Source organism: Amycolatopsis sp. NPDC051372 (assembly GCF_040682095.1).
In the GTDB taxonomy this organism is placed as follows: Bacteria; Actinomycetota; Actinomycetes; order Mycobacteriales; family Pseudonocardiaceae; genus Amycolatopsis.
This window is the reverse complement of sequence record NZ_JBFBAF010000005.1, coordinates 44,226-56,626: the sequence shown is the minus strand read 5'-3', so window position 1 is coordinate 56,626 and position 12,401 is coordinate 44,226. Positions and strand designations below refer to the sequence as shown.

The window sequence follows — 12,401 nt, the reverse complement described above, 5'->3', positions numbered from 1 at the left end:
GTGCTGCGCACCGCGCTGGCCGTCGTGTCGGCGGTGGTCGCCGTGCTCGCGTTGGCCGCGGGCGTGGTCGTGCTGACCTGGGGCCCCGCGCCCGTGCCCGCCGCCGCGGCGGAACCCCCACCCGGCTCGCTGCCGGGTGAAGACGGCGCGCCCGCCGAGTTGCCCGCGGACGGCGCCGCTGTCGGCGTGCAACGGCCCGGCAGCGTCCGGCTGCCCGACGGGTCGGAAGCCCGGCTCGTGCGCACCGAGGTGACGCGCGACGGGATCCTGCCGATCCCGCGCGGCCTCGGCGACGCCGCGTGGTGGGGCGCGCGCCTCGGCGCGAAGCAGGGTGCGGCCGTGCTGTCCGGTCACGTGAACTGGGCCGGCACGAAGGGACCGTTCGACGACCTGTGGCGCGTGCGCACGGGCGACAACGTGAGCATCGTCGACTCCTCGGGCGGGCGGTGGCTCTACCGCGTGACCGGCGCGGCGACCGTGCGCAAGGAGCAGCTCCCGGAGCAGGCGCCGCAGTGGTTCGCGCAGACCGGGCCGCATCGGCTGGTGCTCGTGACGTGCGGCGGCGACTACGTCGGCGGCACCGAGGGCTACGACGAGAACCGCATCGTCACGGCGAATCTGGTCTCGCGTCCGGACTGAGCCCGATCGGGTGCAACCCCGGCCGCGTCCCGCGGCATGTCTTCCTGCGCACGACACACCGGAGCAGGGAGCACGATGCAAGGGACACAGGAACGGCCCGCGAGGACCAAGTGGGTTCTGGCCGCCGTCGGGGCCGTGGTGGTGGCGCTCGTCGCCGCCCTCCTGATTTTCACACGAAACGATGAACCCGGTCTCGCCAGTGGCGCGGCCTCGGTACCGGTACCGGCGGCGGTAGCCGGTGCTCCGCAGCAGTCGGCGCAGAAGCAGGCCGACCCGGGGCAGACGCCCGGCACTGTGCTGCTGCCCGGTGGGGGAACGGCAAAGCTCGTGCAGGAACCGGTGGGTGACGACGGCGCGCTGGTGATCCCGCAGAGCCTCGCCGAGGCCGCGTGGTGGGGCTCGGGCTTGGGCGCCGACCAGGGCGTCACGCTCTTCTCCGGCCACGTGAACTGGAAGGGCCGCACCGGGCCGTTCGACCAGCTGTGGCAGGTGAAGCAGGGCCAGACCGTGACGGTCACCGACACTTCGGGCGGCAAGTGGAACTACCGCGTCGACGAGGTCCGCACGATCCACAAGTCGGGGCTCGCCGCGGAGTCCGCGAAGCTGTTTTCCCCGGACGGGGCGCACAAATTGGTGCTCGTCACGTGCGGTGGCGACTACGTCGGTGGCACCGAGGGCTACGACGACAACCGGGTCGTCACGGCGTCGCTGACGGGCCGGCCCTGAGCCCTGCTCACCTCGCCGGAAGCGCCGCGGGGGCGGCCGGATACGCTGAACCTCCTAGTCCAACCGTCCCCGCATGCGTCCGGAGCGTGGAGTGCCCGCCAACACCATCGAAACCGTCGTCAGTCTGTGCAAGCGCCGTGGCTTCGTCTTCCCGTCGGGAGAGATCTACGGCGGCACCAAGTCGGCGTGGGACTACGGGCCTCTCGGCGTGGAGCTGAAGGACAACATCAAGCGCCAGTGGTGGAAGACCATGGTGCAGGGCCGCGAAGACGTGGTTGGTCTCGACTCGTCCGTGATCCTGCCGCGCCAGGTCTGGGTCGCCTCGGGCCACGTGAACGTTTTCACCGACCCGCTGATCGAGTGCCTCCACTGCCACAAGCGCTTCCGCGCCGACCAGCTCGCCGAGGACTACGAAGGCCGCACCGGCAAGGCGACGTCGGAGGACGACCTGTCCGACGTGCCGTGTCCCAACTGCGGCACGCGCGGCAAGTACACCGCGCCGCGCGACTTCAACATGATGCTCAAGACCTACCTCGGCCCGGTCGAGTCCGAAGAAGGCCTGCACTACCTCCGCCCGGAGACCGCGCAGGGCATCTTCGTGAACTTCCTCAACGTGCAGACGGCTTCGCGCAAGAAGCCGCCGTTCGGCATCGGCCAGGTCGGCAAGTCCTTCCGCAACGAGATCACGCCGGGCAACTTCATCTTCCGCACGCGCGAGTTCGAACAGATGGAGATGGAGTTCTTCGTCGAGCCGGGCGAGGACGAGCGCTGGCACCAGTACTGGATCGACGAGCGCACCAAGTGGTACACGGACCTCGGCATCAAGCCGGAGAACCTGCGCCACTTCGAGCACCCCAAGGAAAAGCTCTCGCACTACGCGAAGCGCACCGTGGACATCGAGTACCGGTTCGACTTCAACGCGGGCCAGGAGTGGGGCGAGCTCGAGGGCATCGCCAACCGCACCGACTTCGACCTCACCACGCACTCGAACCACTCGGGCGTGGACCTGTCGTTCTTCGACCAGGCCTCCGGCCAGCGCTACCGCCCGTTCGTGATCGAGCCGGCGGCCGGTGTCGGCCGCTCGATGATGGCGTTCCTCGTGGACTCCTACGACGAGGAAGAGGTGCCCAACGCCAAGGGCGGCACCGACAAGCGCACCGTGCTGCACCTCGACCCGCGGCTCGCGCCGTTCAAGGCCGCGGTGCTGCCGCTCTCGCGCAACGCCGACCTCTCGCCCAAGGCGCGCGACCTCGCCGCGACCCTGCGCAAGCACTGGAACGTCGACTTCGACGACGCGCAGGCCATCGGCCGCCGCTACCGCCGCCAGGACGAGATCGGCACCCCGTACTGCGTCACCGTGGACTTCGACTCGCTCGAGGACCAGGCCGTCACGGTCCGCGAACGCGACAGCATGACCCAGGAACGCATCGCGATCGACAAGGTCGTGGATTACCTGGCGCCTCGGTTGCTTGGCTGCTGAGGTTTTCGCACCGCGGCCCTTCCCCGGTTTTCGGGGGAGGGCCGCGGTGCGTTGCGGCCGACCACTGGCACCTGACCCCTGTCACGCTCACGACGTGACGCTCGGCCTGACGCCCGAAGACTCCGGCGTCAGACTTCCCGCCATGGCACGGTTTCAGGCAGCTTTCCGGTGCGCACGAATTCCTGGACGGCTGTGACCACCTGGGCGATGGGCAGCCCTGTCCCGACGGAGAAGTCGGCGTCGCCGGGCGCGGCAGGCGAGGCCGGGTCGCCGTCGGTGACGACGAATGTCGCGTCATCGGCGTATTGCAGGTAACCCCAGCCGTCGCGGATGGCGACGTCCAGCACGACGTCGTCGGTTTGGATCGACCCGCTGTCGGCCCACGGTTGCGCCAGCAGCTCGGTCAGTCGTGCCACGTCGGCGTCATTGTTGAGCGGGAGCCGTTGGCCGCCCGGTACGCCGTCGCGGAGGGTCGGGACGCTCGTGTGAAGGGTCATCGCTGCTGCTCCTCAACGCCAAGCCGTTGCGCCGTCGCGCGGCCAGGTCGTCGACGAAGGGCACGGAGGGGAGCCTACGGGCGGTTGGAAGTTGTAGGCGCTTCGTCAGAATCGACGGAGCCCCCCCTGACACCTGTCACGGTCACGACGTGACGCTCGGCCTGCGGACCGACGCCGAAACCCCGGCAGTCTTCACCGCATGGAAACCACACAGGCCACGCGCGGGGCGCGGGACGTCGCGGCGGGGGCCGCCGTCCGGTTGAGCGGGTTGAGGAAGCACTACGGCGAGGTGCGGGCCGTTGACAGGGTCGAGCTGACGATCGCGCCGGGCGAGGTGGTGGCGCTGCTCGGGCCCAACGGGGCCGGCAAGTCCACCACCGTCGACATGATCCTGGGGCTCAGCAAGCCCGACGCGGGCGAGGTCACGGTGTTCGGCAAGACGCCGGGCGACGCGGTGCGCGCCGGGATGATCGGGGCGATGCTGCAGGGCGGGGCGCTGCTGGAGGATCTGACCGTGCTCGAGACCGTGCGCATGGTCGCGAAGCTGCACCGCACGCCGATGCCGCTCGACCAAGCGCTGCAGCGCGCCGGTATCGAGGACATCGCCGATCGGCGGGCCAACAAGCTCTCCGGCGGGCAGAAGCAGCGCGTGCGCTTCGCCGTCGCGCTGGTTTCGGACCCCGACCTGCTCGTGCTCGACGAGCCGACGGCCGCCATGGACGTGGGCACGCGGCGCGAGTTCTGGAAGTCCATGTACTCCTTCACCGACAGCGGCCGCACGGTCCTGTTCGCGACGCACTACCTGGAAGAGGCCGAGGAGTTCGCCGACCGCGTGGTGCTCATGCGGGCCGGGCGCGTGGTCGCCGACGGGTCCGTCGCGCAGGTGCGGGCGCTCGCCGGCGGACGCACGATCCGGGCCGTGCTGCCCGGCGCCGGCGAGGAGACCGAGCGGCTCGTGGCGACGCTGCCCGCGGTGACCGACTTCGAGCTGCGCGGCGAGCGCGTCGCGATCTCCAGCAGCGAGTCGGACGCCACGCTGCGCGCGCTGATGGCCGCCGTGCCGGCCGTGCACGACATCGAGATCGGCGCCGTCGGCCTCGAAGGCGCGTTCCTTTCCCTGACCTCCGAAGAAAACACCGAACCGGGAGCAGCCCGATGAACCCGTCCTACCTCGCCGTCGAGATCCGGCGGCTGTTCCGCTCCATGCGGTTCCTCATCTTCGTCGTCGCCTTCCCCGTGGTGATGTTCCTGTTGCAGGCCAACGTCTTCACGAAGGCGACCGACCCGGACCACGCCGCGGTGGTGGCCGTGGTGATGGTCAACATGATGGCGTTCGGCCTCTTCGCCGCGGCGACCACCAACGGCACGCGCCTGGCCCTCGAACGCGCCAGTGGCTGGCAGCGGCAGCTGCGGCTGACCCCGCTGTCGGGTACGTCCTACCTCGGCGGCAAGGCCGTGGCGGGCATGCTCGTGGGCCTGCCCGCGCTGCTGCTGGTGCCGCTCGTGGCGATCTTCGTCGAGGGCGTGCACCTCGACGGGGCCGGCTGGCTGCGCGTGATCATGGGCCTGTGGCTCGGCACCATCCCGCTCGTGCTGCTCGGCCTGCTGATCGGCCAGATCGCGACGCCGGAGTCGATGCAGCCGATCTCCATGATCGTGATGCTCGGCATGGGCTTCCTCGGCGGCCTGTGGATCCCGCTGGAAGGCATGCCGGCGTGGATGCAGGACGTGTCGCAGCTATTGCCCACCTACTGGCTGATCGGGCTGGTGCGCCCGGCCGTGACGAACGAGCTGCTCGTGAGCTTCCCGACCGCGCTCGCGGTGCTGGCGGGCTGGGCCGTGGTCCTCGGAGCGCTCGTGATCAGGCGATACCGTAAGGACAGCGCCCGGGTCTGACCGGGACAGGAGGGAACGAACAGTGGAGCCGACGAAGGACGAGGCCTCGTCGATCGCCGTCACGAGGTTCCGGTTCGCGTTGAACGACCGGGCCTCGTGGTGGGACGACCCGATGATCGGGCACCGGGGCGGGCCCAACAAGATCGGCTGGCCGATCTTCGCGGTGCTGTTCCTGCTGCCGTTCCTGATCCCGGCCACGCACGGGCTGGTCGAGAACTCCGACCCGATGTGGGCGCGGGTGCTGATGGGCGTGCTCATCTTCGGCTACAGCGCGTGTTACGTCGTCTTCCCGGTCGTGTTCGGCAAGGAGCGGCGGGTGAAGCTCACGTTCGGCGCGGTGATGCTCGCGCTGGGCCTGCTCTCCACGCTGCTCACCGACGCTAGCCCGTACATCCTGCTCTACGCCACCGCCACGCTCGCCTTCCTCTTCCCGGCCGGCTGGGCGGCGATCCTCGACACGCTGGCGCTGGGTGCCGTGGCGCTCGTGCTGGTGGCCGACGGCAGGCTCGACCAGAGCGGCGGCGACCTGATCTCCGTCGCCTCGATCACGCTGGCGATGTTCTTCATGGCCAACCTGATCCGCGCCATCCGCCGGCTGGAGCTGGCCAACCAGGAGATCGCCACGCTCGCCGTGGCCAACGAACGCCAGCGCGTGGCCCGCGACCTGCATGACCTGCTGGGCCACAGCCTCACCACGATCACCGTGAAGGCCGGCCTGGCGCGGCGCGTGCTGGAGAGCTCCGGCGACGTCGGACGCGCGGTGGAGGAGATCCGCGAGGTCGAGGGCCTCACTCGCAGCGCGCTGTCGGACGTGCGGCTGACCGTTTCCGACTACCGCGAGGTGTCGCTGGCCGCGGAGCTGGCGGGGGCGCGCGCGGCGCTGCGGGCCGCGGAGATCGAGGCGGACCTGCCCTACGCCGTGGACAACGTGCTGCCGCGGCTGCAGAGCACCTTCGGATACGTGCTGCGCGAAGGGATCACCAACGTGCTGCGCCACTCCGGGGCCGGACGCGTGCGCGTGCGGCTGGGCCGGGACTGGCTGGAGATCGACGACGACGGCACCGGTGCCGAGGCCGCGCCCGGCAACGGGCTGCGCGGGCTCACCGAACGCGTCGGCGGCGTCGGGGGGACGCTGCACAGCGGGCCGCGGTCCGGGGGAGGATGGGCGGTCCGGGCGGAGGTTCCGGAACCGGAGCCGCCGGCCGTGCAGGCCGTGCGCGCCGAACCGGCGGGAGGACTTGCGTGATCCGCGTTCTGCTGGCCGACGACCAGGCGATGGTGCGAGGAGCCCTGGCCACCGTGCTCGGGCTGGAGGCCGACATCGAGGTCGTGGCGCAGGTCGGGTCGGGGGACGAGGTGCTGGCCGCGGCGAAGGAATCCGCGCCCGACGTCGCGCTGCTCGACGTGCAGATGCCCGGCAAGGACGGCCTCGCCGCGGCCGCCGAGCTGCACACCGCGCTGCCCTCGTGCCGCGTGATCATCTGCACGACCTTCGGCCGGCCCGGGTACCTGGCGCGCGCGATGGCCGCGGGCGCCGCGGGGTTCGTGGTGAAGGACGCGCCGCCGGAGCAGCTCGTGGAGGCCGTCCGGTGCGTCCACAGTGGACTGCGCGTGGTGGATCCCGCGCTGGCGGCCGAATCGCTGGCGACCGGGGCGAGCCCGCTCACCGCGCGGGAGCGCGACGTGCTCTCGACCGCGCGCGACGGCAGCACTGTCGCGGACATCGCGAAGGCGCTGTTCCTCTCGGAAGGCACTGTGCGCAACCACCTTTCGGCCGCGATCGGCAAAACGGGCGCCCGCACGCGCGCCGAGGCCGTGCGGCTGGCGGAGGAACGCGGCTGGCTCTGACGCCCGGGGTGCCTGCGCCGGAATCGCGTGCGGCTCTGAAAAGATGGCGGGCATGAGAACACCACCCACGCCTGTGAGCTGGCTGCGCCGCATCGCGTTCGGCGCGGTGCTCGTGGTGCTCGCCGTCGTCGGCGGCACGGCGTTTCGCGTGTGGCAGGTCGCGCGCGAGAACGACCGCACGCAGGCCGACGTGATCGTGGTGCTGGGGGCCGCGCAGTACAACGGCAAGCCGTCGGACATCTTCACCGCGCGGCTGGAAAAGGCGCGCCAGCTCTACGACGCGGGCGTCGCGAAGACCGTGGTGACCGCCGGGGGCAAGAAGGCGGCCGACAACTTCACCGAGGCCGCGGCCGGCGCGCGGTGGCTGAACCAGCACGGCGTGCCCGCGTCGGCGACGCTGGCCGTCGGCGAGGGCAGCGACACGCTGCGGAGCCTGCGGGCCGTGGCCGACCAGGTGCAGGCGCGCGGCTGGCACACGGCGGTGCTCGTGAGCGACCCGTGGCACTCCTACCGCGCGCGGACGATGGCGTCGGACCTCGGTCTCGACGCGTGGACCGCGCCGACGCACAGCGGCCCGATCGTGCAGGAGCGCGTGACGCAGGTCCGCTACATCTTCCGCGAGACGGGCGCGCTGCTGTTCTACGAGCTCACGAAATCGCCGGCCGACGAGCTGTTCGACACCTTCATGGGCTGAACTTCCCCGGGGAATTTGTCGGTGGCCGCGCTTAAGCTGACCGGGTGAGCGACGGGTACTCCGAGTACGACCGCGCCCGGGTGCTGGCCGAGGCACCCAAGGGCGCGGCGCTGGCCGGCGCGCGGCCCGACGGGCGCAGCGACTTCGCGCGCGACCGCGCCCGGGTGCTGCATTCGGCCGCGCTGCGCCGGCTGGCGGGCAAGACGCAGGTGGTCGGCCCCGGCGAAGGGGCCGAAGTCAACGGGGCGCCGCGCACGCGGCTCACGCATTCGCTGGAGGTCGCGCAGATCGGGCGCGGCATCGCCGAGGAGCTGGGCGCCGACCCGGACCTCGTCGACACGGCCGGGCTCGCGCACGACATCGGGCACCCGCCGTTCGGGCACAACGGTGAGCAGGCGCTCGACGACGTCGCCCAGGCGTGCGGCGGGTTCGAGGGCAACGCGCAGACGTTGCGCATCCTCACGCGCCTGGAGCCGAAGTCCCTCGACGACGCCGGCGCGGCGGCGGGCCTCAACCTCACGCGCGCCTGCCTCGACGCGACCACCAAGTACCCCTGGCGGCGCCGGCCGGGGCAGCAGAAGTACGGCGTGTATGCCGACGACGTGCCCGTGTTCGAGTGGGTGCGCTCCCGGGCGCCGGGCGAGCGGCGGTGCCTCGAGGCCCAGATCATGGACTGGTCCGACGACGTGGCCTACTCCGTCCACGACGTCGAGGACGGCGTGCTGGCCGGGCGCATCTCGCTGAGCGTGCTGGCGGATCCGGACGAACGCGCGGCCGTCGCGGAGGCCGCGGCGCGGCACTTCTCCACGCTGTCGGCGTCCACTTTGGAGGGCGCGGCCAAGGAACTGCTCGACCTGCCCGTCGTGGCCGCCCTCGTCCGCACCGCCCCGGACGGTTCGCTGCGCGCGCAGGTGGCGCTGAAGCAGCTGACGAGCGAGCTAGTGGGCCGCTTCGCCTCCGCCGCGGTCACCGGCACCCGCAGCGTCTACGGCGAAGGCCCCCTGCTGCGCTACGGCGCCCGCCTCACCGTCCCGGACCAGGTCGCGGCGGAGGTCGCGCTGCTCAAGGCCCTGGCCCTGCGCTACGTCATGAGCGACCGGCGCCGCCTCGCCATGCAGGACGGCCAGCGCGAGCTGATCGCGCAGCTGGTCGCCGCACTGCTGCGCCGCGCACCGGAGTCCCTGGACCCGCTCTTCGTGCCCCCGTGGCACGCGGCCGCCGACGACGCCGCGCGCCTGCGGGTGGTCGTCGACCAGGTTGCCTCGCTCACCGACGCGCAAGCCCACGAATGGCACCGCTGGCACGTGGGCCGGCACGTCTGACCTGCCGCTGTCTTGCTGCTTGGCGGGCGCAACGGGATGGTGACGGCTGACCGGCCACGCAGCGAACCGGCGCGCGAGCCTTGGCTTGGCTCACGGTCCGATCGCCGGCTCCCCTGCACGAGGCGCGGGCGGTGCATCGGCATGCCCGAAAGCGGCGTAGCCCGGCGCCCCTCGCCATTCCTCGGTTGCCGTGATCCCGGCGCGCCGGGATCACGCCGCGGAGCTGCTCGTGGGTACCGGTGACCTCGGGCTTGGACCAGAGCCGTCGAGCGGCCAGGAGACTGCAGCTTCGGCGAACGGGCGGCGAAGGTGTCGCCCAGGCTTCGGCTGATCGGTTCCGTGCCGCCGGAACCACCCGGTCGGGTACGGTCGCCGCATGGCCGTGGACAGCCACTTGGACTTCACGCTCGCCCTGGGACGCACCGCCGCGGTGGGTGGGGGCGACGCGTGTTTTTCGCCGTACTCAGCGGCCAGCGCGCTGGGCCTGGCGGCCCGGGCGGCGCGCGGGCGGACCGCCGAGGAGCTGCGCAAGCTCCTGGCCACCAGCGACGCCGACCTGGACGCGCACGCCACGGCGCTGCGCGACGCCGCGACGCTCGGCGACGAAGCCCAGCTGGCCGTGGCCAACACGCTGTGGGCGTCCGACGCCATCACCGTCGAGAGCGCCTTCCTCGACCAGCTCGTCACCTGGCCCGGCGGCAAAGCCGAGACCGCGCCCTTCACCACCGACCCCGAAGCCGCGCGCGGGCTGATCAATACCGACGTGGACCGGATCACCCACGGCCTGATCCCGGAGCTGCTGCCCTCGGGCACGATCAGCGCCGACACCCGCGCCAGCCTTGTCAACGCGCTCTACCTCAAGACCGCCTGGCGCCACCCGTTCCCCGACGGCGCCACGGCCCGCGCCGATTTCCACAGCCCCGGGGCCACCCGCCGGGTACCGACCATGCACCTCGAAGAGACCGTCGGCTACCACCACGCCGACGGCTGGCAGGTCGTGAGCCTGCCCGCGCAAGGCGGCGTCGAAGCCGTGGTCCTGCTCCCGGATGGCGACCTCGCACCCGCCGAAGCCGCGCTCGACACGCGGAACCTCAAGAAGCTCCTCGACGGCCCGAAGCGCCGCAAGGTGCGCCTCTCGCTGCCCAAGATCAAGCTCGACGTCCGCACCGACCTCGACGGCGCCCTCCGCGCGCTGGGCGTGCGCGAGGTGTTCACCACCGACGCCGATCTCACCGGGCTCACCGCCGCGCGCCCGCTGTGGGTCGACAGCGTGGTGCACCAGGCCGTGCTGCGACTCGACGAGCAGGGCCTCGAAGGCGCGGCCGCCACGGCGATCCAGATGCGCACGTTGTCCCTGTCCACGGCCGAGCCGCTCGAAGTCGCGGTGGACCGGCCGTTCCTCCTGCTCGTCCGGCACGCCGGCACCGGCGCGGTGTACTTCTTCGCGCGGGTGGTGCGCCCGTAGTGAGTCTTTTCCAACCGGAAGCGAGGACCGAGCTGATCCCCGCCGTTCCCGGGCCGTCCGCGCCCGCCGTCACGCCGAAGCTGCGCCCGTCGTGGGCTGACGCCGGCATCGTGGCGGCCTTTGTCGCGTTCGCCTTCATCCTGTACGGCGGGCTCTGGGGCGACCTCGGCACGGGCTACCTGTGGAACAGCGCGTCGGACCAGAACCTCTGGGAGTGGTTCTTCGACGTCACCGCGAAATCCGTGCTGCACCTGCAGAATCCGCTCAGCTCGGACCTGCAGAACTGGCCGCTCGGCGTGAACATGATGGCCAACACGGCCATGCTCGGCGTCGGGATACCGCTCACGCCGATCACGCTCGCCTTCGGCCCCACGGTCACGTGGGCCATCGCGCTCACCGGCAGCCTCGCCGGCACCGCGGCTGCTTGGTACTGGGTGTTCTCGCGCCACCTCGTGCGCCACCGCGCGGCGGCGGCGATCGGCGGCGCGGTGGCCGGGTTCGCGCCGTCGATGATCTCGCACGGCAACGCGCACCCGAACTTCGTCGCGTGGTTCGTGCTGCCGTTCCTGGCGCTCAAGGTGATCCACCTGGCGCAGGGCCGCAAGCTCGTGCGCAACGGGATCTGGCTCGGCGTGCTCACCGCGTACCAGATCTTCCTCGGCGAAGAGCCGCTGCTGATCTTCGCGCTGGGCTTCGTGATCTTCGCCGTCGCGTACCTCGCGTCGCGCCCGCGGGAGATCAAGGCGATGGTGCGGCCGCTGCTGCTCGGCGGCGGGCTGGCCGTGGTGATCACCGGCGTGCTGGTGGCTTTCCCGCTGTGGTGGCAGTTCTTCGGCCCGCAGAGCTACTCCGGCCTGGAGCACGGCCCGGTCGGCAACGACCTCGCCGCGTTCACGCGGTTCGCCACGCAGTCGATCGCCGGCCAGCCCGACGCCGCGGCCGACGTGTCGATCAACCGCACCGAGGAGAACGCGTTCTTCGGCTGGCCGCTCATCGTGCTCATGGCCGTGGTCACGATCTGGCTGTGGCGCGAGGCCGTCGCGCGCTCGCTCGCGATCGCGATGTTCCTCATGGCCTGGCTGTCGATGGGCGTCGAGCTCATGGCGGTGCACGTGGACACCGGCGTGGCCGGGCCGTGGAAGCTGCTGGCCGACCTGCCGCTGTTCGAGTCGCTGCTGGAGTCGCGCCTGGCGATGGCGTGCGTGCCCGCGATCGGTGCGCTGCTGGCGATCGCCACCGAGCGCGTGTTCGCGACGGCCGAGACCCTGCCGGACCCGGAAGAGGGCAAGCACCGGCTGCCCCTGCGCCTGCTCTGGGTGGGCGCGGTGATCGCAGTGCTCCTCCCGATCGCGCCGACGCAGCTGCTGGTCAAGGACCGCCCGCCCACGCCGGCCTTCTTCGCCGACGGCACCTGGCGCACCTACGTCGCCCCTGGCGGCACCGTGGTGCCCGTCCCGCTGCCCGGCTCGGGCGAGTCGGAGCCGCTGCACTGGCAGATGGACGCCGGCCTGGGCTACGCGATGCCCGAGGGCTACTTCGTCGGCCCGAGCGGCCCCGACGACAAACGCGGCCGCTACGGCTCCTACCAGGTCCCCACGTCCACCCTCCTCGACCGCGTCCGCGACTCCGGCGAGGTCCAGCCCGTCACCGACGCCGACCGCGACCAGACGATCAAGGACCTGCGCTACTGGAACGCCAGCGTGCTCGTCCTCATCCCGCGCGAGCACGCCGACGCCTACCGCGCCACCGTCGAGCTGCTGCTGCGCAAACCCGCGCAGTTCGTCGACGGGGTGTGGATCTGGGACGTGCGGGCGGTCACGGCCCGCCGCTAGCC

The 12,401-nt window shown here is 71.6% G+C and carries 12 protein-coding genes; 11 read left to right on the top strand and 1 reads right to left on the bottom strand.

The features are described from left to right. From AB0M56_RS09470 to AB0M56_RS09460, 3 genes are all read left to right on the top strand, one after another. On the top strand, positions 1–639 hold the full coding sequence (locus AB0M56_RS09470) for a class F sortase (RefSeq protein WP_364172838.1): 639 nt from the start codon (positions 1–3) through the stop codon (positions 637–639). Between the two features lie 75 nt (positions 640–714). Next, on the top strand, positions 715–1,365 hold the full coding sequence (locus tag AB0M56_RS09465) for a class F sortase (protein WP_364172835.1): 651 nt from the start codon (positions 715–717) through the stop codon (positions 1,363–1,365). Positions 1,366–1,456: 91 nt separating this feature from the next. Beyond that, positions 1,457–2,845 (top strand): glycine--tRNA ligase, encoded by a 1,389-nt coding sequence (locus AB0M56_RS09460; protein ID WP_364173490.1) that lies wholly within the window; start codon positions 1,457–1,459, stop codon positions 2,843–2,845. Between the two features lie 128 nt (positions 2,846–2,973). Here the strand turns inward: AB0M56_RS09460 and AB0M56_RS09455 are convergent, their stop codons facing one another. Continuing rightward, on the bottom strand, positions 2,974–3,342 hold the full coding sequence (locus AB0M56_RS09455; protein WP_364172832.1) for an Imm1 family immunity protein: 369 nt from the start codon (positions 3,340–3,342) through the stop codon (positions 2,974–2,976). 199 nt (positions 3,343–3,541) lie between these two features. Here AB0M56_RS09455 and AB0M56_RS09450 point away from each other — a divergent pair, with 199 nt between their 5' ends. From AB0M56_RS09450 to AB0M56_RS09415, 8 genes are all read left to right on the top strand, one after another. Next, a complete protein-coding gene (locus tag AB0M56_RS09450) occupies positions 3,542–4,501 on the top strand; it encodes an ABC transporter ATP-binding protein (RefSeq protein WP_364172829.1) in 960 nt (319 codons plus the stop codon). Further along, entirely contained in the window at positions 4,498–5,238 is a 741-nt protein-coding gene (locus AB0M56_RS09445; protein WP_354874136.1) for an ABC transporter permease, read from the top strand. Before AB0M56_RS09450 ends, AB0M56_RS09445 begins: the two co-directional genes overlap by 4 nt. A gap of 22 nt (positions 5,239–5,260) precedes the next feature. Next, complete coding sequence (locus AB0M56_RS09440; RefSeq protein WP_364172825.1) at positions 5,261–6,484, top strand: histidine kinase; 1,224 nt, start codon at positions 5,261–5,263, stop codon at positions 6,482–6,484. Continuing rightward, on the top strand, positions 6,481–7,086 hold the full coding sequence (locus AB0M56_RS09435) for a response regulator transcription factor (protein WP_364172822.1): 606 nt from the start codon (positions 6,481–6,483) through the stop codon (positions 7,084–7,086). The genes AB0M56_RS09440 and AB0M56_RS09435 overlap by 4 nt, the downstream gene beginning before the upstream one ends. Before the next feature lie 52 nt (positions 7,087–7,138). Then, a complete protein-coding gene (locus AB0M56_RS09430; protein WP_364172819.1) occupies positions 7,139–7,780 on the top strand; it encodes a YdcF family protein in 642 nt (213 codons plus the stop codon). A gap of 44 nt (positions 7,781–7,824) precedes the next feature. Continuing rightward, on the top strand, positions 7,825–9,102 hold the full coding sequence (locus AB0M56_RS09425) for a deoxyguanosinetriphosphate triphosphohydrolase (RefSeq protein ID WP_364172817.1): 1,278 nt from the start codon (positions 7,825–7,827) through the stop codon (positions 9,100–9,102). A gap of 376 nt (positions 9,103–9,478) precedes the next feature. Continuing rightward, positions 9,479–10,567, top strand: coding sequence for a serpin family protein (locus tag AB0M56_RS09420; protein WP_364172814.1), 1,089 nt, complete (start codon positions 9,479–9,481; stop codon positions 10,565–10,567). A 35-nt stretch (positions 10,568–10,602) separates the two neighbouring features. Next, the gene (locus AB0M56_RS09415) at positions 10,603–12,399 is read left to right on the top strand and encodes a glycosyl transferase (RefSeq protein WP_364173487.1); all 1,797 of its coding nucleotides are present in this window, start codon (positions 10,603–10,605) and stop codon (positions 12,397–12,399) included. The last annotated feature ends 2 nt before the right edge of the window (positions 12,400–12,401 follow it).

Excerpts from the sequence above, each read along its gene's own strand:
- AB0M56_RS09465 (WP_364172835.1), top strand. The coding sequence starts at position 715 with ATGCAAGGGACACAGGAACGGCCCGCGAGGACCAAGTGGGTTCTGGCC.
- AB0M56_RS09455 (WP_364172832.1), bottom strand. The coding sequence starts at position 3,342 with ATGACCCTTCACACGAGCGTCCCGACCCTCCGCGACGGCGTACCGGGC.
- AB0M56_RS09450 (WP_364172829.1), top strand. The coding sequence starts at position 3,542 with ATGGAAACCACACAGGCCACGCGCGGGGCGCGGGACGTCGCGGCGGGG.
- AB0M56_RS09445 (WP_354874136.1), top strand. The coding sequence starts at position 4,498 with ATGAACCCGTCCTACCTCGCCGTCGAGATCCGGCGGCTGTTCCGCTCC.
- AB0M56_RS09430 (WP_364172819.1), top strand. The coding sequence starts at position 7,139 with ATGAGAACACCACCCACGCCTGTGAGCTGGCTGCGCCGCATCGCGTTC.
- AB0M56_RS09420 (WP_364172814.1), top strand. The coding sequence starts at position 9,479 with ATGGCCGTGGACAGCCACTTGGACTTCACGCTCGCCCTGGGACGCACC.